General features: G+C 58.2%; 19 protein-coding genes and 1 pseudogene. 4 read left to right on the forward strand and 16 right to left on the reverse strand.

The window, feature by feature from the left end; translation table 11 throughout:
* Window positions 1-294, forward strand: a pseudogene (locus tag ACNKID_RS00280) (hypothetical protein); the annotation flags it as partial.
* A 99-nt stretch (window positions 295-393) separates the two neighbouring features.
* A complete protein-coding gene (locus tag ACNKID_RS00285; RefSeq protein ID WP_417911429.1) occupies window positions 394-2,229 on the forward strand; it encodes an alpha-amylase family glycosyl hydrolase in 1,836 nt (611 codons plus the stop codon).
* Between the two features lie 145 nt (window positions 2,230-2,374).
* Here ACNKID_RS00285 and pgm read toward each other — a convergent pair whose 3' ends face one another.
* On the reverse strand, window positions 2,375-4,015 hold the full coding sequence (gene pgm / locus ACNKID_RS00290; RefSeq protein WP_417911430.1) for a phosphoglucomutase (alpha-D-glucose-1,6-bisphosphate-dependent): 1,641 nt from the start codon (window positions 4,013-4,015) through the stop codon (window positions 2,375-2,377).
* A 206-nt stretch (window positions 4,016-4,221) separates the two neighbouring features.
* On the opposite strand from pgm, the gene pgsA reads away from it, so the two are divergent.
* On the forward strand, window positions 4,222-4,773 hold the full coding sequence (pgsA, locus tag ACNKID_RS00295) for a CDP-diacylglycerol--glycerol-3-phosphate 3-phosphatidyltransferase (protein ID WP_417911431.1): 552 nt from the start codon (window positions 4,222-4,224) through the stop codon (window positions 4,771-4,773).
* Between the two features lie 29 nt (window positions 4,774-4,802).
* Here the strand turns inward: pgsA and ACNKID_RS00300 are convergent, their stop codons facing one another.
* From ACNKID_RS00300 to ACNKID_RS00370, 15 genes are all read right to left on the reverse strand, one after another.
* Entirely contained in the window at window positions 4,803-5,753 is a 951-nt protein-coding gene (locus tag ACNKID_RS00300) for a TerC family protein (protein ID WP_417911432.1), read from the reverse strand.
* Between the two features lie 101 nt (window positions 5,754-5,854).
* Entirely contained in the window at window positions 5,855-6,445 is a 591-nt protein-coding gene (locus ACNKID_RS00305) for a ribonuclease HII (RefSeq protein WP_417911433.1), read from the reverse strand.
* Between the two features lie 76 nt (window positions 6,446-6,521).
* Window positions 6,522-6,881 carry a 50S ribosomal protein L19 gene (rplS, locus tag ACNKID_RS00310; protein ID WP_417911434.1) on the reverse strand — a complete coding sequence of 120 codons (360 nt, stop codon included), beginning with the start codon at window positions 6,879-6,881 and terminating at the stop codon, window positions 6,522-6,524.
* A 53-nt stretch (window positions 6,882-6,934) separates the two neighbouring features.
* Window positions 6,935-7,528 (reverse strand): RNA methyltransferase, encoded by a 594-nt coding sequence (locus ACNKID_RS00315; protein ID WP_417911435.1) that lies wholly within the window; start codon window positions 7,526-7,528, stop codon window positions 6,935-6,937.
* Window positions 7,518-8,279 carry a tRNA (guanosine(37)-N1)-methyltransferase TrmD gene (trmD, locus tag ACNKID_RS00320; RefSeq protein WP_417911436.1) on the reverse strand — a complete coding sequence of 254 codons (762 nt, stop codon included), beginning with the start codon at window positions 8,277-8,279 and terminating at the stop codon, window positions 7,518-7,520. Before trmD ends, ACNKID_RS00315 begins: the two co-directional genes overlap by 11 nt.
* 3 nt (window positions 8,280-8,282) lie before the next feature.
* On the reverse strand, window positions 8,283-8,807 hold the full coding sequence (rimM, locus tag ACNKID_RS00325) for a ribosome maturation factor RimM (protein ID WP_417911437.1): 525 nt from the start codon (window positions 8,805-8,807) through the stop codon (window positions 8,283-8,285).
* A gap of 1 nt (window position 8,808) precedes the next feature.
* The gene (locus ACNKID_RS00330; protein WP_417911438.1) at window positions 8,809-9,039 is read right to left on the reverse strand and encodes a KH domain-containing protein; all 231 of its coding nucleotides are present in this window, start codon (window positions 9,037-9,039) and stop codon (window positions 8,809-8,811) included.
* An 8-nt stretch (window positions 9,040-9,047) separates the two neighbouring features.
* Window positions 9,048-9,302 carry a 30S ribosomal protein S16 gene (gene rpsP / locus ACNKID_RS00335; RefSeq protein WP_417911439.1) on the reverse strand — a complete coding sequence of 85 codons (255 nt, stop codon included), beginning with the start codon at window positions 9,300-9,302 and terminating at the stop codon, window positions 9,048-9,050.
* A gap of 125 nt (window positions 9,303-9,427) precedes the next feature.
* Complete coding sequence (gene ffh, locus ACNKID_RS00340; protein WP_417911440.1) at window positions 9,428-10,780, reverse strand: signal recognition particle protein; 1,353 nt, start codon at window positions 10,778-10,780, stop codon at window positions 9,428-9,430.
* A gap of 353 nt (window positions 10,781-11,133) precedes the next feature.
* Window positions 11,134-12,087 carry an ACP S-malonyltransferase gene (gene fabD, locus ACNKID_RS00345; protein WP_417911441.1) on the reverse strand — a complete coding sequence of 318 codons (954 nt, stop codon included), beginning with the start codon at window positions 12,085-12,087 and terminating at the stop codon, window positions 11,134-11,136.
* A gap of 30 nt (window positions 12,088-12,117) precedes the next feature.
* Window positions 12,118-12,630 (reverse strand): hypothetical protein, encoded by a 513-nt coding sequence (locus ACNKID_RS00350; RefSeq protein WP_417911442.1) that lies wholly within the window; start codon window positions 12,628-12,630, stop codon window positions 12,118-12,120.
* On the reverse strand, window positions 12,620-13,360 hold the full coding sequence (locus tag ACNKID_RS00355; RefSeq protein ID WP_417911443.1) for a DUF1641 domain-containing protein: 741 nt from the start codon (window positions 13,358-13,360) through the stop codon (window positions 12,620-12,622). The genes ACNKID_RS00350 and ACNKID_RS00355 overlap by 11 nt, the downstream gene beginning before the upstream one ends.
* 11 nt (window positions 13,361-13,371) lie before the next feature.
* A complete protein-coding gene (locus ACNKID_RS00360) occupies window positions 13,372-14,601 on the reverse strand; it encodes an NAD(P)/FAD-dependent oxidoreductase (RefSeq protein ID WP_417911444.1) in 1,230 nt (409 codons plus the stop codon).
* A gap of 521 nt (window positions 14,602-15,122) precedes the next feature.
* The gene (gene hemA, locus ACNKID_RS00365; RefSeq protein WP_417911445.1) at window positions 15,123-16,421 is read right to left on the reverse strand and encodes a glutamyl-tRNA reductase; all 1,299 of its coding nucleotides are present in this window, start codon (window positions 16,419-16,421) and stop codon (window positions 15,123-15,125) included.
* 1 nt (window position 16,422) lies between these two features.
* The gene (locus tag ACNKID_RS00370; protein ID WP_417911446.1) at window positions 16,423-17,226 is read right to left on the reverse strand and encodes a cytochrome C assembly family protein; all 804 of its coding nucleotides are present in this window, start codon (window positions 17,224-17,226) and stop codon (window positions 16,423-16,425) included.
* Window positions 17,227-18,053: 827 nt separating this feature from the next.
* Between ACNKID_RS00370 and ACNKID_RS00375 the strand changes: the two genes are divergently transcribed.
* Window positions 18,054-19,861: molybdopterin-dependent oxidoreductase (locus ACNKID_RS00375; protein WP_417911447.1), on the forward strand; the 1,808-nt coding region annotated here is incomplete at its 3' end.

Below are 19,861 nucleotides of genomic sequence, written 5' to 3' on the forward strand. Positions count from 1 at the left end.
CTGTTCCAGATTGGACACGAGCTGCGGCGGATTGCGTCTGATCTGCTCCAGATTGAACACGATCTGCCGCAGATCAAACGTTGTCCGAGGCGGATCAAGCCTTGTCCGAAGGAGATAAGGCCTTATCCGGGCCTGATTTTGCCGCAATTGCTCTGCGTTGAAGCTGAAGGGCTGGCAGCTCAAGGCTCATGCGCCGCGCCTCAAGCGTCAGGAGAAGCGGATTTGGCCCAGGCCGCCGCGCAACCGCTCTATTATTCAGCGGCTGCGGCTGGGTGTCAACAGCTTTCCGTTTGATTCTTTTCAGACAAGTGGTACTATGCGGCTGCTGAGAAGCCGTGCGGCTGAGAAAGCTGGACTGGGAGGACGTATTCTTTTTAAAAAATGGAGGAAAGGATGAAAAAACTGACTGTTTGGGCACCAAATGCAGCAAAGGTGGAATTAGTTCGCGCTGACACGACATCATTTGTTCCAGCTCTTGACATGGTTGCGACAAAGGTTGACTACAAAAACACCTCGATGAGCGGGTATTGGACACTTCCTGCTGGAGTTGATTTTCCTCTTGCGGACGGAGACGGATATTGGTTCAAAATCACCCTCAAGTCAGGTGAATTAAAATTCAGAATAGACCCATACGCAAGAGCCATGCAGCACAGCTGCTCGCATTCCATTTATAAAGATCCTGACCGCTTTGCATGGACGGATGAGAATTTCACACCTCCGGCATTTGACTCCATGGTTATCTATCAGCTCTTTCAAGGCGGATATGTTGGCAGAGGAGATGCTGATTGGAAAGACCCATCTGGACATAATTACCATTTTGAATGGAGCGACAGGAGAAAAGGGGACTTCAAGCAGCTGAAGAACAAGCTGGATTACATTCAGTCGCTGGGCGTGAATGTCATCGAGCTGCTTCCTGTGAACGAATACAACGGAGACAATTACATAGGCTATTCTCCAGTCAGCTACTTTGCCATAGAAGCTTCCTATGGAAGCACAAAGGGAGACGGAACTTCTTATGATGAGCTGAAAGAGTTCATCAATGAAGCGCACGCGAGGAATATCGCCGTGATCGCAGACGTTGCCTACAATCATATTGGCAAAGCTGGCGATTCAGGGCCGTTATGGAATTATGACGCAACAGACGGAAGGAATATTTATTTCAGCGGTGAGGAGGCATGGAATCAACGTGGAGGCAGTTTTGGCTTGGCTCCTGACTGGTCCAAGTATGAAGTGCAGAAATATATCGAAGACAGCTGCCGTTATTTCTTGGAAGAGCTGCACTTTGACGGATTCCGCTTTGATTTCACCTCGCAAATCGTCAACAAAAACACCAATGCAGGAGAAAACAGCGGCAAGGAAGTTTTACGTAACCTTATTTGGAGATTGAAACAGGCTCATCCGAAGAAGATTTTCATATGTGAGCATTGGGGAGAGGGATCTGGAGATTACGAAGACTGGATGATCCGCTATGAAAACTTTGATGCCGGATGGTTTAACTTCCATCAAAGAATGGAGAATGCTTTATGGCCTTTTGCCGAAGGAAAAGAGGCTGAGATTGCGGCGGCGATCAACGGAGGCAACTATCCTGAGGCGCACAATCGGATTATTTATGCCAACAGTCATGATGAATGCTGGTGGGATGGGAATAAGAGTGCTCACAAATTCTATCCTGTGAGCGAGTTTGGCGGCTGGCGGGGTGATTATTGGTCAAAAAAGAAAGCGCGGATGATGTATGCCTTGAGTTTTTTTGTTCCGGGCATTCCCATGTTCTTCATGGGCGATGAATTCGCCATGGAAGGCGCGTTCAATGATGCCCGATTTGATCATATTTTAAATTGGGAACTCGAAAAAATCACTCCTGGCCCTCAATTTAAGCATATGTTTACAACATTGATCGACATCAAGAAGCGATACAATCCATTGATGCGAAGAAACAGCTCATTTGAATGGCTGCATTATCCTGCTTGGGGCTGGTTTGCTTTCAAAAGAAAATGGAATGCTGATGTGTTGATCGTCGCAGGGAATTACAGCGGCCATGACATGTATCATTACGCTGTTCCAACCAACGGTGAGACCGGAGATTGGACGCAGCTGTTCAACAGCGACGGTCAGGAGTTCGGAGGGGATGGAGTTGGCAACTATGGCAACAATCCTAATTCCAGAAATGGCTCCATCACCATCAATATGCCGAGAAATGGCGTGGTGGTGATGTCAAGAACAGCGATTTAAGCCTTGCTCAAAGCTTGAGCGGCAGCAGGCGGCAGTCCTGCTGCAAAGAACGTGCGCAGATGCAGGAGTGCTGGGCGAAGAGGAAGGCGGGCTGATCTACCTTCCGCCCCTCTTCGCCGCCGCCTGATGCCCTTTCTTCAGCCGTTCAGATCAGCCCGGCCACCATCGCCTTGGCCTCGTCCTGAATCCGGGCCAGATGCGCTGCGTCCAGGAAGCTCTCGGCGTAGATTTTGTAGATGTCTTCAGTTCCGGAAGGCCGCAGGGCGCACCAGCCGTTCTCCGCGACGATCTTCAGGCCGCCAATGGCCGCGCTGTTGCCCGGAGCTTTGGTGAGGATGGAGAGGATTGGTTCTCCGGCCAACGTCTTGAGCTTCACGTCCTCCGGCTGCAGCTTCTTCAGCACCGCCTTTTGCGCGGGCGTGGCCGGAGCGTCAATGCGGGCATAGACCGGCGCGCCGAACTGCCGCGTCAGCTCTTGATACTGCTGCCCCGGATCGCGCCCGGTTCTCGCGGTGATCTCAGCCGCAAGCAGATTGAGGATGATGCCGTCCTTGTCGGTGCTCCAGGCTGTGCCGTCCTTGCGCAGGAAGCTCGCGCCCGCGCTTTCCTCTCCCCCAAAGAAGATTTTCCCGTGCAGCAGGCCGTCAACGAACCACTTGAAGCCCACCGGGACTTCCACCACGGTGCGGCCCAGCGCGGCTGCGGCCCGATCTATGATCGAGCTGCTGACCAAAGTCTTGCCTATCGCCAAATCCGCCCGCCATTGCGGACGATTCTGCGCTAAATAGGAAATGGCAACGCTGAGGTAATGATTTGGGTTCATCAGGCCCATGCTTTTGGTGACGATGCCGTGACGGTCAAAGTCGGTGTCGTTGCCAAAGGCGATGTCAAAATCCTCTTTCATGGCCACCAAGCCTGCCATGGCATAGGGCGAAGAGCAGTCCATGCGGATTTTGCCGTCTTTGTCGCAATGCATGAAGGAGAAGGTGGAATCGAGCGTGTCATGGAAGATTTCCATGTTCAATCCGTAACGCGCCCGGATTGCGGCCCAGCAGGCCATGCCTGATCCGCCCATCGCGTCCGCGCCGATGCGGATGCCGGATTTGGCGATGGCCTCCATGTCGATCACCTGGTCCAGCTCGCTGACATAGGGGCGGATATAATCGTAATGCAGCACTGACTCCGCTTTGAGCGCGTCCGCCAAAGGCAGCATCCGCACCCCGTCCAGCTTTGTTTCCAGCAGCTGATTGGCGCGGGCCTCGATTATGCTGGTCACGTCCGTGTCCGCTGGCCCGCCGTGCGGCGGATTGTACTTGAAGCCGCCGTCCGCAGGCGGGTTGTGGGACGGCGTGATGACGATGCCGTCACAGAGCGGTCCGCCTTGTTTGTTATTATGGTTGAGGATGGCGTGAGAGATCACCGGCGTGGGCGTATAGAGCGAGGAACCAGCAGCAATGCAGACCCGCACGCCGTTTGCGGCCAGCACCCGCAGGGCAGTGAGCTGCGCGGGCCAGGAAAGCGGGTGAGTGTCCATGCCCATGAACAAGGTCCCGCTGATGCCTGCCTCTGTGCGATAGTCACAGACCGCCTGGGTCACCGCCAAGATGTGCGCCTCATTGAAACTGCGCTTGAGCGAGCTGCCGCGATGGCCGGAGGTGCCGAAACTGACCCGTTCCGTCTCCTGCTGCGGATCAGGATGCAGGGTGTAATAGGCGGAAATCAGCTCCGGGACATTGACTAATATGGATTGCGGGGCAGGCAGGCCTGCCAGCGGATGGGCGCTCATGGTTTGGCTCCTTTTTTTGCTGGATTGTCCGGCATTGTTTTCTGTTGGGGCGTTCAGATTAGCCGGTCTTCCCCAAAAAGCCAAGCAGCGGCTGCCAAAAAATCTTCCTCGGCGCACAAAAGGAACAGCGTCCCGCTGCAAAACGCGGTACATTGTCGACGATGAGCCGAGCCATTGCTTTGCCGGAACAAAACCGAACGCGTACGATGAAGAACCTGCCCAATCTGATCACTGCCGCCCGTCTTGCCCTCACCGCCCTGCTGGCTGTGCTGCTCATGCTGGAGCAGAGCAGGCCGCTGGCTGTGTTCTGCTGCCTGATCTTCACCATTGCCGCTGTCACCGACCTTCTTGACGGCTACGTGGCCCGTCGTTACGGCGCGGTGAGCACGCTCGGCAAGCTGCTTGACCCGCTGGCGGACAAGCTCCTCGTCACCACCGCCCTGATCATGCTCATCCCGATGAACCGGGTGCCGGCTTGGATTGCCCTGCTCATCCTCTCCCGTGAAATCCTTGTCACCGGCCTGCGCGGCATCGCCTCGTCGGTCGGGATTGTGGTCGCGGCCAGCGGCTTGGGCAAGATCAAGTCCATCACCCAGTACGTCGGGCTTGGCATCCTCATTTTTCCGCTCGGCGTGCTGCCGATTCCCTTCCTGCATGAGATCGGTCTGTTCCTGGTCTATATCGCTCTGATATTGACGCTGTGGTCAGGGGCAGACTATTTCTACCGGCTGCGCCGGGTCTTTCTGACGGAAGGCTGATCCTGCGTCCTGCTGCTGCGCAGGGCGCGTCACTGCCTGCGCGAGGTGAGGAAGCTGGCCGCAATGGATGCGGCCAGAATCAGACCGACCATGCCAAGAGCAATGCCGATCGGAATCTTGTAGAGGTCGAGCAGCAGCATCTTGATGCCGATGAAGATCAGGATGATTGCCAAGCCGTACTTGAGCAGATGGAAGCGTTCGGCCATGTCGGCAAGAAGAAAGTACATCGCCCGCAGGCCGAGGATGGCGAAAATATTTGAAGTGAAGACGATAAACGGATCGCTGGTCACCGCAAAGATAGCCGGGATGGAGTCAACCGCGAAGATCAGGTCTGTGGCCTCGACCAAGATCAGGACAACAAACATCGGCGTAGCATAGCGCACCCCCTGTTGCAGGACAAAAAAATGCTCGCCGTGGTATTCGTTGGTGATTTTGATGTGGCGGCGCATCCAGCGCAGGAGCGGATTCTGCTCCAAGTCCGGCTCATGGCTGGAGAAGATCAGCATTTTCACCCCGGTCAGCACAAGGAAGAGGCCGAAGACATAGAGTATCCAGTGGAACTTGGCCAGCAGCATCGCGCCGATGAAAATTAGCGCCGCCCGCATGACAATGGCTCCCAACACGCCGTAGAGCAGCACCCGTTTCTGAAAAGCAGGCGGCACGGCGAAGAAGCCGAACAACGTGATCCAGACAAAGACATTGTCCACGGCCAATGATTTTTCAATCAGATAGCCGGTGAGGTATTCCAGCGCCTTCTTGTTGGCGATCTCCCGCCCGAACCCGCTGTCGAGATACCACCAGAAGCCGCCGCAGAACACCAGCGAGACGAGAATCCAGACCACAGACCAGGCTGCGGCCTCCTTCACCTTCACTTTGTGGCTGCCCTGCACGCGCAGGGCGACAAAATCCACCGCCAGCAGGACGATGACCAGCAGGGTGAAGCCGAGATATAAAGCCGGGGTGCCGACAGAATCAATCATGATTTCCTCTCCTCCTCGGGAAATAAAATGATGCGGCCCGCTGCCGCAGATGCAACCGCTTCTTTTTTTGTAGGGCAGATGGCGGGCAATGTCAACCTTGTTCAGCGGCAGAACTCCCGCACGCCATGAAAGCTGCGGCGATGAATGGGCGAAGGGCCATGCTCGGCAATGGCGGCGCGGTGGGCTTTGGTGGGATAGCCTTTGTGCTGGAGGAAGTTGTACTGCGGATACTGCTCGTGACAGTCAGCCATCAGATGGTCGCGCAGCACTTTGGCGACAATGGACGCGGCGGCGATGGACGCGCTTTTGGATTCGCCTTTGACCAAGGCGAGCTGGGGCAGATTGACCGGCACCTTGAACAGGCCGTCAACCAAGAGATAGTCAGGGAGATTCCCCGCCTTGTCGGCGCAGTTCTCGACTGCCCGGCGCATGGCCAGCAGCGAGGCGCGGTGGATGTTGAGCTGATCAATCTCTTCAGCCGAAGCAAGGCCGATACCAATCAAGGCCGCTGAAAGGCGCAGCTCGCTCCAGAGCCGCTCGCGGCGGAGCGGAGTCAGCTTTTTGGAATCTTTCCAGCGGGAATGATCGCTGTCAGGGGGAAGAATGACGCAGGCTGCCGTCACTGGCCCGGCAAGAGGGCCTCGCCCGGCCTCGTCCACGCCGGCGATGCGGAACAGGCCATGCTCGTGCAAGCGCTGCTCATGAAAAAAAGTGTTCCCGCCGGGCTGCGGCGGGAACAGAAAGGCATCGTCCAAGACGGCATCAAGCCTAAGCGGCCTGCTGGTTCCGCTGCCGCTCGCCGATGCGGGCCGCTTTGCCGCGCAGGTCGCGTAAGTAGTAGAGCCGCGAGCGGCGCACCTTGCCGTGCGAGACCACCTCAATCTTGTCAATCCGGGGCGAGTGCATGGCAAAAGTCTTTTCCACGCCCACGCCGTGGGAAATCTTCCGCACAGTGAAGGTGGCATCCATCATGCCCCGCTTGCGGCGCAGCACCACGCCTTGAAAAATCTGCACACGCTCCTTGTTGCCCTCGATGATGCGGATATGCACTTTGACCGTGTCGCCGGGACGGAAGTCCGGGTGGTCGAAGCGCATGGATTCCTGATCAATTCTGTCAATGATGTTCATTTTCTTCCTCTTTATGCGGGCCTGCCGCTCCTGCGTGATTGCTCGTTGTAGTCTCAATGCTGATCAGCCTCTTCCCGGCGGCCCAGCAGTCTGTCCAGCACGATAGATGCGGCGGACCGCACCGAAAGATGATTGTAGGCCACCGGCCCGGAGATGGGCGGCAGCATCGCGTCCGCCAAAGCCAGAGCCTCCGGGGCCAGTCCCCAAGCTGTGCCGAAAAGCAGCAGCACGGGCGTTCTCTCGCTGACGATTTCTTGGCGCAGGGCGGAGAAGCTGATCCGTTTTTCACCGCTTGAAGCCGCGCTGGTGGCTACAACTTTGGGCCGTCGGCCATCATGCCGCCGGGTCATCTCGTCAATGACCTCGGTCAAGCTGGCGCGGATTTTGATCAGGGCCAAGGCCGCAGCCCGGTCGCTGTCCGCCACGCCGCCGTAGCCCTCTGTCCAGTGGCCGACGATCCCGGTCGCCAGCTCCTGCTGGAGCGGATAGGGCGTGACCACCCAGTAGCTGCCAATGCCGAAGGTTTTGCTTGCTCTGGCGATGTCGTGCAGATCAAGATTGGTCACTGCCGAGCCGATGATCTCGCCCTTGCGGTTGACCACGGGATGATGGATCAGAGCGACATCCATATGAAATTCAGCATCCATGTCCGGCTCGTGCCTGCTGCACCTGTGCATAAAATCCGGCCCTTTTGAGCTGTTTTTCTTCGGCAGGGGTGAACTGCGCCGCAGTCAGCAGCTCAGGCCGCCGCGCCAAGGTCAGCCGCACCGACTCCAGAAAGCGGTACTCCTCAATTTTGGCGTGATCGCCGCTCATCAGCACCTCTGGCACTGCCAGCCCTTCGAATTCACGCGGCCTTGTGTACTGCCCGTGCTTGAGCAGGTTGCGGCTGAAGCTATCTTTCTCCGCCGAATCCGCGCAGCCAAGCACGCCCGGCAGCAGCCGGGTGACAGAGTCCAGCACCACCAAGGCGGCCAGCTCGCCGCCGGTGAGAATGTAATCGCCGATGGACAGCTCCTCGTCCACATGCCGCTGGCAGAAGCGCTCGTCCACGCCCTCGTAGCGCCCGCAGACCAAGACGATTTTCTTCAGCCCGGCCAGCCGTTCGGCACTGCGCTGATTGTAAACCACACCGCGTGGCGAGAGCAGAATCACATGTCCCGGCGCATCGTCTTGCACATCGCGCAGACAGGCGGCCAGCGGCTCCGGCTTCATCACCATGCCCTCGCCGCCGCCGAAAGGCCGGTCGTCAGTCATGGCGTGTTTATCTTCGGCCCAGTCGCGGATGTTGTGCAGATTGACCTGAATCTGTCCGGCAGCGATAGCCCGGCGGATGATGCCCTCTTGCAGCGGCGAAGCGAACAGCTCCGGGAAAATGCTCAGTATCTCAAAATACACGGCTCAGGAGTTGATCTCCAAGAGACCAGACGGCAAAGCCATTATCACGGCATCTTCATTCAAACTGATGACGAATTCCGGCACCAAGGGGATCAGATGCTCCTGACCATTATTCTCAACTTGAAGAATATCCTGTACGCCGCCGGTCAGCAGCCCGGTGATCACACCAACGACGCTGCCATCCTCAGTCTTAACTAATTTCCCTTCCAAGTCGCGGAGGTAGAACTCTCCTTCCTTCAGCTTTGGCAGCTCGTCCTCGCGGATGTACACGTCAGCCCGTTGCAGCTGCTCGGCACTGCTGCGGTCGGAGCAGCCTTCCAGCTTGACTAAAGTCCAGCTCTTATGCGCCCGCGACTGCTCCACTTTCCATGCCTTCGGCTCCGCGTTCTCACCGACGGCCAGCAGCAGGCAGCTGTAGCCGAGCAGGCTCTCCGGCTCGCCGGAATAAGGGCGGACTTTCAGCTCCCCCTTGATGCCGTGCGGCCCAGAAACCCGGCCCAACAGCACAAGGCCCTTGTCGTCGTTCATCTCACTCAAGTATGTCAAGACGGCAGCGTTTCTGCCGCTTCTCCGCCGCAGCGGCCAGCACGGTGCGGATGGAGCGGGCGGTTCGGCCCTGCTTGCCGATGATCTTGCCAAGGTCTTCCTTGGCGACCTTCAGTTCCACCGTCACCGCGTCCCCCTCCTCGCGCTGGGAGGTCTCCACCAGCTCCGGCGCATCCACCAGCTTAGCGGCGATGAACGAGACCAAGTCCTTCATGACCGCAATCAGGCAGCCTGCGCCGCTTTCTTATTTTGGTCAATCAGGGTCTTGACGGTCTCGGACGGCAGTGCGCCCTTGCCCATCCAGTCAGCCAGCTTGCCCTCGTCAATGCGGATGGCCGCAGGCTCCTGAAGCGGATCGTAGGTGCCGACGATGTCCAAGAACTTGCCGTCACGGCAGGAATGCGAATCTGCCACGACGATGCGGTAGAACGGCTGTTTCTTGCGGCCTCTTCTGGTCAAGCGAATGCGTACTGCCATTTTTTTCTGTTCTCCTGTGGATGGTGTGCGTCCGGTTGCCCGGCTGATAAATTCTGTGCGGATGCAGCGGGAAATTTTCTTTCTGTGCTATGCAGGGGCGAAAGATTGTTCACCCCTGCGACATCTCAACGCCGCAATCCCTTGGGCAGCTTGCGCCGCTGGCCGTCCTTCACGACCGCCGCCTTGCCGCTGATCTTCTTCATCATCTTCAGCATCATGGCGTAGCTCTTGAGCACCCGGTTCACTTCCTCCACCGAGGTGCCTGAGCCTTTGGCGATGCGGATGCGGCGGCTGGCGTTGATGATCTTGTAATTGTGCCGCTCGGTCTTGGTCATCGAAAGGATGATGGCCTCGGTCTTCAGCAGCTCCTTCTGGCTGGGCTGGGGCGCGTCTTTGAGCTGGCGGAGCTTGTTGATGCCCGGCACCATGCTCATGAGCTGCTCCAAGCTGCCCATTTTTTTGATGTGCTGAAGCTGGTCGAGGAAATCCTCGAGCGTGAAGCTGTTCTTGCGCAGCTTGCTTGCCAGCTGTTGGGCCTTTTTTTCATCAACAACCTTCTCAGCCTTCTCAATCAGCGAGAGCACATCGCCCATGCCGAGAATGCGCGAGGCGGCGCGGTCAGGATGGAAGACCTCCAAGGCATCGAGAGCTTCGCCCACGCCGACAAACTTGATGGGCCGCTTGGTGACCTGCTTGACCGAAAGGGCCGCGCCGCCGCGCGCATCGCCCTCCATCTTAGTCAGGATCACGCCGCTGATGTCGAGATCAGAGCTGAACTTAGCCGCCACCGTCACCGCATCCTGCCCGGTCATCGCGTCAGCGACAAAGAGCACCTCGGAGAGCGGCACAGCGGCGGCAATTTCCTTCAGCTCGGCCATCAACTCCTCGTCCACATGCAGGCGGCCTGCGGTGTCGAGGATGACGGTGTCGTAGCCCTCGGCTTTGGCCTGTGCCTCAGCCTGCCGGGCGATGTCCGCAGGCCTCTGCTCGGTGGTGGAGTTGAAGACCGGAACGCCGATCTGGCCGCCCAGCACGTGCAGCTGCTCAATGGCCGCCGGGCGGTACACGTCGGCAGGGACAAGGAAAGGCTTGCGGCCTTTCTCTTGCAGCAGGCGGGCCAGCTTGGCTGAAGTGGTGGTCTTGCCTGAACCTTGCAGGCCGGCCATCATGATCACCACCGGCTGCCGTCCGTCAAGACGCAGCGGCTCGGCATAGGTGCCAAGCAGAGCAACCAGCTCTTCATAGACAACCTTGATCACCTGCTGCCCTGGCGCAAGGCTGGACAGCACTTCCCGTCCGACCGCCTTTTCCGTGACTGAGGCGACGAAGTCCTTCACCACCTGCAAGTTGACATCAGCTTCGAGCAGGGCCGTGCGCACCTCGCGCATGGCTTCGGCGATATTTTCTTCGGTCAGCGTGCCGTGGCCGCGCAGCCTCTTGAAGACCCCTTCAAGGCGTTCTGTTAAATTCTCAAACATGATCAGTCCGATAGGAAAAAATGCTCCGCCATCCTGAACAGCGGCTGCGCAGGAAAGAAAATTATTTACCCGATGCGCGGCCTTATGTCAAGCGGGAAGAATTCTGCGCTGATGCGGAAAGGTCAATGAGATTCTCGCCGCTCAGCCAGTCCTGCCCTCGGCTACCGCCCGGAAAAAGTATAGCCGTAGTTTTTAAAAACTACGACCGTAATTTGATCCAATCTACGGCAGCACTTTACCCCAAAGTACCGCCGTAAAGTGATCCATTTTAAGCTCGATGTTTTTTTTAACCACGAGCGATGTTTTTGACGGGAATCGGACGGCGGAAAAATCACTCAGCAGCGTGCCAAGTCTCAGCCGCCCTGAATGAGCTGTGCGGCTTTTGCCAGAGATGCAGGGCAGTCCGCCTGCACGCAGATCGCCGCGCTGCCAGCAGGAAGAGTTTTCTTCATCAGGCCGGTGAGAACAGAGCCAGGGCCAAGCTCCAGAAAAACCTCCACCCCGTCCGCGATCATCTGACAGGCCGACTCATGCCAGCGCACCCGCGAGGCGATCTGCTTGGCCATGATGGAACGGATGGCCGCTGGATCGCTTTCCGGCGCGGCAGTGACGTTGAAGAGCAGCGGCGCGCTTGGCGGATTGAAACAGATTTTCTTCATGCAGGCGGCGAAATTCGGCACTGCGCCAGCCACCAGCGGGCTGTGGTTCGCGCCCGCCACCTTCAGCGGCACGACCTTCTTGGCTCCGGCGGCCTTGCAGACCTCGCTGAAGCCATCCAGCCCTTCAGCATCGCCGGAAATGATGATCTGCTGCTGCGAGTTGTGATTGGCCACGACAACCATGCCCGCCCCGGCGTACTCAGCGAGCAGGCGTTCAACCTTCTCAATGCTCAGGCCGAGCACAGCCTGCATGCCGCCGGGATGAGCGGCATTCTCCCGCTCCATGAACTCGCCGCGCTTGGTGACAAGGGCGACAGTGTCTTCGGCAGACAGCACGCCCGCAGCGTGCAGGGCAGAATACTCGCCCAGCGAATGCCCGGCAGCCCAAGCCGGAGCAAATCCGGGCAGCAGTTTGCGCAGCTGCTGCCAGCAGATCAGGTTGACGGCGGTCAGGGCAGGCTGCAGATGGAGTACTCGGGTCAGCTCTTCTAGCGGGCCGTCAAAGCAGAGTCGACGCAGGGGAAAGCCGGAAACGCGCTCGGCCATGTCCATCAGCGCGGCAGCCTCAGGATCAGCTTCGATGAAGGCTTTGCCCATGCCCAGCTGCTGCGAGCCTTGGCCGGGGAAGAGGACGGCTGTCTTTTTCATATGTTTTTTTTGGGTTGATGGAAATCTGGCTTATTCCGCCAGCGCGGCCTGCTCTGTCAGCTCTTCCCAGCCCTCCGGCAGTAGGCCGCCAAGCTGTTGCGCAAAATCCAGCAGCTCCTCGTCCGTGCAGCTGACTGAGCTGCATTGCCGCATTCCGCTGCGCAGTTCGGCCAGCTCCTGAGTGAGATAGGCCGTCAGGGCTGCTGCGGTCTGCGTTTGAAAGAGCTGATTGGGCGGCCGTTCGATTCTGTGGCAGAAGGCGAGATAACGCCGCCAGTTGCAGATGCACCGCCGCAGGCCGCGCCAGATGCGGCGGTCGCGGAAAGCGGGAGTGAGGTCGCGGAGGATGATCCGCTGGCAGCGGCGCAAGGCCGCATCTTGCAGCAGCCGCAGCTCTGCTTCGGTCAGCCGCAGGCGCGGGCCGTCCGGCTCGCCGCAGAGCTGCCAGAGGGAGGCATGATACGCCACCTCCGGCAGCTCGCCGGAGTCCGCCAGCAGAAACACTTCGTCTTCAATCAGGCGGGAGCGTTCTTCAGGACACATCAGCGGGTTCTGCCGCAGGCTCTTTCAACGCTGCCGCAACAGTCGCCAGTTCAATCAGCACGCCCAGCCCTTCCTGCACTTCCGGGCGTTTCAGGGCAGACATCATGCCGAAGATGCCAGTGACAGGTTTGGCCTTGTTCAGGTCAATCATCTTCATTTTAGCACTGACCCGCTCGCCAATCGCCAGCATCCGCTCAAAGTCATCAAGCAGGCCGTGCGCCTTCAGACTGTCCAGACGGTCAACGACATCATTGAAGACCGGGCCGCTGAGATGGGACGCATCCTGCTTCATGTCCATGAAGGAACTGAGCATCTTCATCATCTCGGCCATGTTGCCCATGTTGACGATGAACTGCCTGATCAGCTCCTGAAGCTGCTCGCCTTCAAAGCCTTGCAGCGCGGTCTGGAGATTCAGGGTCAGCTCATGAAACATCTCCTTGGCGTACGGCGCGGCATCCCGCTTGAACTCCATGACGCTGTCCAGCGTCTTGACGGCATCGGCAATATTCTTGCTTGATGCCAGCGTCTGGCCGACCATGTCGCCGACCTTCTCCAAATCCACGCGCTTGTCCAGGCCGCTCAGGCGGTCTGTCGCCTCGCGCACGATGGAGTGCAGAAGCGGCTCCAGCTCCTGCTTCAGCTCCGCATAGGGCCTGACCGCCCGTTTGGCTTCCCGCACTTCCTCGGTGAGTTCATCGAGGCGGGCGAGAATTTTCTCTTCATTGGTCATAACCTGCCCCCTTAATCCTGAACTTTGCCTGCCAGAGACATCTGCGCCTCAAGCGGCAGCTCCTCGCCGGTCAGCAGTTTGTTCCAATAGACCCACTTGAACATCATCTTGCCCCAGTGGTTGGTCTTGGTGTCGCCCAAGAGCGAGAACGGCCCTATGCCGGGCAGCGGGAATTTGCCGGGCAGCGGCTCGTACTTGTAGTTGAAGTCAATCAGAGATGCCTTGCCGAAGCCGGTCTCAATGAAGCAGTTGGAATGACCGTCGTAATCGGGACGGACTGGCTCGCCGTTGATCTCGCGCATGAAGTTCTCCACCATGATTTCAGCAGAAAAATGGGCGACCGAACCGGCCTTGGAAGTAGGAATGGTGGTGTTGTCACCGAGCACATACATGTTCTTGTGATGCTCGGCCTGTAGCGTGTGGTTGTTGGTCTTCACATAGCCGACTTCATCCATGGAAACCTTGGAGTTGACCAAATACCGTGCGCCAACGTTGGGCGGAATGGACACCAGCAGATCCCACTCGATTTCATCTCCGGCAGCGGAAATCAGCTTGCCGTTGGCACTGTCAACCTCGGCGAGAATGAACTCAGCAGTGACTCTGATGTTCTTCTCCTTCATGACCTTGGTGAAGTAGGCGGAGGCCTTGGGCTTGGTGAAGGCACCGGTCATCGGGGTGACAAAATGAATGTCGATCTTGTCGCGCACGCCGCGCTCGGTGAAGTACCAGTCAGCCAGATAGACGAATTCCAGCGGCGCGACCGGGCATTTGTAGGGGAACTCGGCAATGTTCAGCACCATCTTGCCTTCTTTGAAAGTGCGCAGCTTTTTTTCCAGATTTACTGCGCCTTCCAAGGTGTAGAAATCAAATATCTTGGTCTGCCAGCCTTCCATCATGCCCGGAATTTCCTGCGGCGCAATGGTCACGCCGGTGCAGACGATGATCTTGTCGTATTCATACTTGCCCGCCGTGGTCTCCACGGTCTGGGTTGCAGTGTCAACGGCGACAATCTCATCAACGACAAAGTTTATCCCTTTGCCGATGAACTCGCTGCGGGTGCGGATAATATCCTCAGCCTTGTACATGCCGAAAGGGATGAAGATCAGGCCGGGCTGATAAATATGCCGGTCATCTTTGTCAATAATCGTGATGGACCATTCGTTGCGGTCCAGCCGCTTGCGCAGTTTGTTGGCAACCATTGTCCCTGCGCAGCCCGCTCCAAGTATCACCAGTTTTTTCATGTACTCCAGCTCCCTTTAATGTATTGAGATATCTGCATCAGCCTCATGGCTTAACTCTATCGTATAGCACAAGGCGCTTGGGCCGTCAAGATGTTGCGGCATTTGTCACAAAATAATAAATGATCAGGCGGATGCCTCAGCCGCCGGGTGCTCGTCGCCGCTGAGGCCGAAGAGGCTGTGTACGCCCGCGAGGCACTCCCGTCAGCTCATCACAGCCAATCGTGCCTTTGGGCGCGAGACATGAAGCTGGCCGCCGCTTCTGTCGATAAAAAAGAGAAGGAATGCGGCCTGATAGAGGATGGCGCCAGTGAGGAGGCAGTTTTCACACCAGTGTGCAGGCAGTTTCGACACTGGTGTCGAGAGCGGCTGCACACCAGTGTCGAGGCTCGGACATCACCAGTGTGCGGCGTGGCTCCTCACTGGTGTGCGGCGGGAGAGACAAGCGGTGCGGAGAGAGACTGGGCGCTGGTGAGGAGCGGGCCAAGGGCGTGGCGAGATTGAGAGGCGGTGCTGTGAAATGATCAATCGGATGCCTCAGCCGCCGGGCCTTCATCCCCGCTGAGGCCAAACAGGCTGCGCACCACGGCGATGCGCTCCTGCCGGTCTGCGCAGACATGCTCGGACTTGAGGTATTGCAGCGGATGATGGAGCATCTTGGCCGCAATCGCCGCAGCCATGCGCTCAACGCTCTGCCGCTCCTTCTCGCCCAAGCCGTTGAGGCGCGGCAGCGTCTTCTCTAATTCCGCTCTGCAAATAGATTCAGCAGCGGCTTGCAGCTCGACAATGGTCGGCGTGACCTCCATCGCCTCCAGCCAGCGCATGAACTTCAGCGTCTCTTCTTCGACAATGCGGTGCGCCTTGACCGCCTCCTTGTCCCGCTGCTCCTTGTTCATCTCGACCACGCTGTTGAGGTCGTCGATGTCGTAAAGATAGACGTTGTCGAGGCTGTTGATCTCCGGGTCAAGGTCGCGCGGCACAGCGATGTCGATCAGGAAGAGCGGACGGTTGCGGCGGCGCGGCATGACGGAGGCCACATCCTGTTTGCGCAGCACCAGCCCAGCCGCGCCGGTGGAGCTGATGAGGATGTCTGTCTCAGCCAGCTGCTCAACCAGCTCGTCCAGCCCGGCGGCCCGGCCTTTGAAGCGGGCGGCAAGATTGACTGCCCGCTCCAAGGTGCGGTTGACCACCACCACTTCCGCAATGCCTTGACCAACCAGATGCTCGGCGGCCAGTTCAGCCATTTCGCCTGCGCCGACGAGCATGGCCCGCTTGCCCTTCAAATCACCGAAGATCTTTCTGCCCAGCTCCACAGCGGCATACGAAATAGAAACCGCGCTGGCACCGATGCGGGTTTCTGTGCGCACCCGCTTGGCCGTGGAGAACGCTTTATGCAGGAGCTTGTTGAGGAGCAGCCCGGCGGTCTTCAGCTCTGAAGCATGGCGGAAGGCTTCTTTCAGCTGGCCAAGGATCTGTGCCTCGCCGACTATCATGGAATCCAAGCTGGCGGCGACAGTGAAAAGGTGGCGCACCGCCTCGTCATTGACATGCGTGTAGACGCAGCTGTCCAGCTGCTTCTGGCTGACCCGGCCTGCGAAGAGCAAATCCAGCACCTCGGCCCGCATCTGCTCCGGCTCCTCGCAGGCAAAGAGCACTTCCACCCGGTTGCAGGTGGACAGCAGATGATATTCCTTCAGGCCGCGCAGCTGGCGCAGAAGGTTGAGCGGCTCGACATAGCCGCCGGTCAGGGCCAGCTTCTCGCGGATTTCCAGCGGGGTGTTCTTGTGGTTCACCCCCAGCAGGACAATGGACTCACGCGCCATCTCAATTCCCTCCCTTGATCAGCAGGAAAAAGAGCGTCAGGAGCACGGCGGCAAAGGCCAGCACCGTGAGCAGGGCCGCATGTCTGTCCCGCCAGCCTTTGACAAAGCGGTGGTGCATGAGGCCCGCATAGAGCAGCCAGGTGATCATGGCGCTGATGATCTTGGTATGCCAGCCTAAACCGCGGTTGCCGCCCAGCTGAAAGGCCCAGACTGTGCCGATGCTCATGCCCAAGGTCATCAGCAGAAAGCCGATGCCGATGCAGTGCTGGTTGAGGCTGTCCAAGGCATCCAGCGAGGGCAGGCGGTGATAGAAGAAGCCGAAGCGCTTCCGCTTGAGCTGCCGCTCTTGAATCAAATACATCAGTGCGCCGATGGCTGCGAGCGAAAGGCAGGCGTAGGCGACAATGGAGATAGACGCATGAAACGGCAGCAGCCAAGTGCGCAGCTCCGGCGGCAGCGGCAGAATGGCCTGCGGCGCGGCAGCAGCGGCCAGCATCAGGGCGGTGATGGGCAGCACGGCAAAGCTGCCGAAGTTCTTCACCGCATAGCGCCAGCGGAAGGAGAGGTAGCAGCAGGACAGCGACCAGGCAAAGAAGGAGATGATCTCATGAATGCTGGTGATCGGCGTGTGCTCGGCCTCAGCGTAGCGGGCCGCGATGTTGAGGCTGTGCAGCCCGGCTGCGGCGCAGAAAACGACGCGGGCTGCGGCATGGAGCTTTTTCTTCTGGCTGATGAAGAAGACGGTGTAGAGCGCTGCGGCGGCAAGATAGGCCGCAAGGCTGAGTTGAAAGAGCAGGTGGCTCATCGCGCAGATTCCTTGCAAGGGCGTTTCGATGGCGCAGGCTCTCCTTGCGGAGATCATGCCTGCATGATCTGGCGGGCCTTTGCCCGTTCGAGCGATGCGGACGCTTCCTGCCGCAGCTCCGCTCCATCCTCAGAACAGTGCTGAGATGAGCGTGCGCCGGCTCCCATTGGCCGCGTTCCGCATCCAGAGGAGTATATCCTCGTATGGCAGATTCTCAAACAGATTTCTTCGCCCCAGACCGCCTGCTGCTGGCCAAGGCCGCTCATCGCCAACGATGAGGAACAGATGGCCGAAAACGCCCCGCAGCAGGCTGGAGACGCGCTGTTTCACGCTTGAAACAAGGCAAATGAAGCGTGGGTTGAGGCGAGTGAAGCTTCATATGAGGCGGATGAAACGTGACATTGGGCATCCGACGCGCACGATGAGGCGGATGAAGCGTAAGTCGAGGCATCTGACGCGTGATATAGGGCATCCGACGCGTGAAACAGGGCGAATGAAGCGTGAGTTGAGGCGGATGAAGAGTGGGAAATCCGGCAGAACCCTGCCGCAGCAGCACGGTTGAGCGGAGCGGGAACTCCCGAGGTTCCTCCCTGCGGCCGGAATGGCAGCGCATGGTCATTTTATCAAACAACAGCGTCTCCTTGCTTGATATAAGCAAAAATGATCGTTCCTATCTTTTTAGTTGACATGAGGTGCGGCGCGAATATATATTGCTCGGCAATGGTTGCCACGTTGTGGTTTGGCGCACAGGATATGCGCCGCCGTGCCGCATTGTAATATTTGCAAATTATTTCATATATAAAAAATAATCACACGAGGTGCGCAGCATGAAACTCAGTCGCCGCTCCCTGCTCAAGGCAGGCGGAGGTCTCGGCGCGGGCTTGACCCTTGCCGAGCTTGGCTTCAACACCAAGCCCATCCACGCCGCCGCGTTGAAAGAATCACGAACGAAAAACGCCAGCGAGTTCACCTCGATCTGCACCTTCTGCTCCTGCGGCTGCGGAATGCTCTGTCATGTCAAGGACGGCAAGCTGATCAACTTGGAAGGCGACCCAGACCACATCATCAACGAGGGTGCCCTGTGCAGCAAGGGTTCGGCGATGGCCGCCATTCCCAACTCGGATCAGCGGATCAAAACCCCGCTCTACCGCGCTCCTGGCTCGGACAAATGGCAGGAGATCAGCTGGGACGAGGCCCTCACCAAAGTTGCGGCCAAGATCAAAGAGACGCGGGACAAACACTGGATCGCCACGGAGAAGGACGGCGAGCAGGAATTTCCGGTCAACCGCACCGATGCCATTTCCTTCCTCGGCGGGGCGCAGAACAACAACGAGGAATGCTACCTGATGAGCAAGATGAGCCGTCTTTTCGGCGCAGTCTTTATCGAGCATCAGGCCCGGCTCTGCCACAGTTCCACAGTCGCCAGCCTCGGCGCGTCCTTTGGGCGCGGGGCCATGACCAATCATTGGCTGGACTTCAAGAACGCCAAGGTTTTTCTGATCGAAGGGAGCAACTGCGCAGAGAACCACACCATGTCCATGCGCTGGCTGATGAAGGCCAAGGAGAAAGGGGCGGTTGTCATTCATGTTGACCCCCGCTTCACCCGCACTTCCAGCCTCGCCGACATCTACGCCTGCATCCGGCCCGGCACCGATATCGCCTTTCTCAACGCGGTGATCAACTACATCGTCGAGCACAATCTCTACGATGCCGACTACGTCAAGCTGAATACCAACGCCCTGCTTATTCCGGCTGAGGGATTCGCCTTTAATGACGGGCTGTTCTCCGGCTACAACACGGCGGAGTTCAAATACGACACCGCCTCCTGGGGCTATCAGCTCGACCCGGAGACCAAGAAGCCGCTCAAGGCCGAGAGCTTGGAGGATCCGCGCTGCGTCTTCGCCAAGCTGAAGGACTTTTTCAAACGCTACACGCTGAAGGTCGGCGCGGAGATATCCGGCATCCCGGAAGAGACCATCAAGCTGATCGCCGACACCTTGGTCAAGCACCGGCCCGGCACCGTGCTCTACGCCTTGGGCATGACCCAGCACACAGTCGGCGTGCAGAACATCCGCTCCTTCGGTGTCCTCCAGCTACTGCTTGGCAACATAGGCAAGCCCGGCGGCGGCATCAACGCCCTGCGCGGCGAGCCGAACGTGCAAGGCTCGTCCGACATGGCCCTGCTCTTCAACATTCTGCCGGGCTATTTGGCCTGCCCCAATCACAATCAGCCTTCCTTGGCGGACTGGACCAAAGGCACCGGCACCTTCCGGGCCAAGTTCTTCATCAATCTGCTCAAAGCGTGGTTTGGTGAGAACGCTACGGCGGAGAACGACTACGGCTATAGCTGGCTGCCCAAGAAGAACGCGAAGAAGAACTATTCCATCTTCCGCATCTTCGAGACCGCCTATGAAGACAGCATGAAGATGCTCTACATCATGGGCCAGAATCCGATGGTCTCCAGCCCCAACCTGAACTTGGTGCATGACGCTTTGGCCAAGCTCGACATGCTGGTGGTGGCCGATCCCTTCATGACTGAGACGGCCGCCTTCTGGGAGAAGCCGGGCACTGACCCAAAGGCGGTCAAGACCGAGGTGATCTTCCTGCCTGCGGCCTCCTTCTTGGAAAAAGAGGG

Source organism: Candidatus Electronema sp. TJ (assembly GCF_048287355.1).
Lineage (GTDB): Bacteria > Desulfobacterota > Desulfobulbia > Desulfobulbales > Desulfobulbaceae > Electronema.

Excerpts from the sequence above, each read along its gene's own strand:
- ACNKID_RS00285 (WP_417911429.1), top strand. The coding sequence starts at position 394 with ATGAAAAAACTGACTGTTTGGGCACCAAATGCAGCAAAGGTGGAATTA.
- pgm (WP_417911430.1), bottom strand. The coding sequence starts at position 4,015 with ATGAGCGCCCATCCGCTGGCAGGCCTGCCTGCCCCGCAATCCATATTA.
- pgsA (WP_417911431.1), top strand. The coding sequence starts at position 4,222 with ATGAAGAACCTGCCCAATCTGATCACTGCCGCCCGTCTTGCCCTCACC.
- ACNKID_RS00300 (WP_417911432.1), bottom strand. The coding sequence starts at position 5,753 with ATGATTGATTCTGTCGGCACCCCGGCTTTATATCTCGGCTTCACCCTG.
- rplS (WP_417911434.1), bottom strand. The coding sequence starts at position 6,881 with ATGAACATCATTGACAGAATTGATCAGGAATCCATGCGCTTCGACCAC.
- ACNKID_RS00315 (WP_417911435.1), bottom strand. The coding sequence starts at position 7,528 with ATGGATGCTGAATTTCATATGGATGTCGCTCTGATCCATCATCCCGTG.
- rimM (WP_417911437.1), bottom strand. The coding sequence starts at position 8,807 with ATGAACGACGACAAGGGCCTTGTGCTGTTGGGCCGGGTTTCTGGGCCG.
- ACNKID_RS00330 (WP_417911438.1), bottom strand. The coding sequence starts at position 9,039 with ATGAAGGACTTGGTCTCGTTCATCGCCGCTAAGCTGGTGGATGCGCCG.
- rpsP (WP_417911439.1), bottom strand. The coding sequence starts at position 9,302 with ATGGCAGTACGCATTCGCTTGACCAGAAGAGGCCGCAAGAAACAGCCG.
- ffh (WP_417911440.1), bottom strand. The coding sequence starts at position 10,780 with ATGTTTGAGAATTTAACAGAACGCCTTGAAGGGGTCTTCAAGAGGCTG.
- fabD (WP_417911441.1), bottom strand. The coding sequence starts at position 12,087 with ATGAAAAAGACAGCCGTCCTCTTCCCCGGCCAAGGCTCGCAGCAGCTG.
- ACNKID_RS00350 (WP_417911442.1), bottom strand. The coding sequence starts at position 12,630 with ATGTGTCCTGAAGAACGCTCCCGCCTGATTGAAGACGAAGTGTTTCTG.
- ACNKID_RS00355 (WP_417911443.1), bottom strand. The coding sequence starts at position 13,360 with ATGACCAATGAAGAGAAAATTCTCGCCCGCCTCGATGAACTCACCGAG.
- ACNKID_RS00360 (WP_417911444.1), bottom strand. The coding sequence starts at position 14,601 with ATGAAAAAACTGGTGATACTTGGAGCGGGCTGCGCAGGGACAATGGTT.
- hemA (WP_417911445.1), bottom strand. The coding sequence starts at position 16,421 with ATGGCGCGTGAGTCCATTGTCCTGCTGGGGGTGAACCACAAGAACACC.
- ACNKID_RS00370 (WP_417911446.1), bottom strand. The coding sequence starts at position 17,226 with ATGAGCCACCTGCTCTTTCAACTCAGCCTTGCGGCCTATCTTGCCGCC.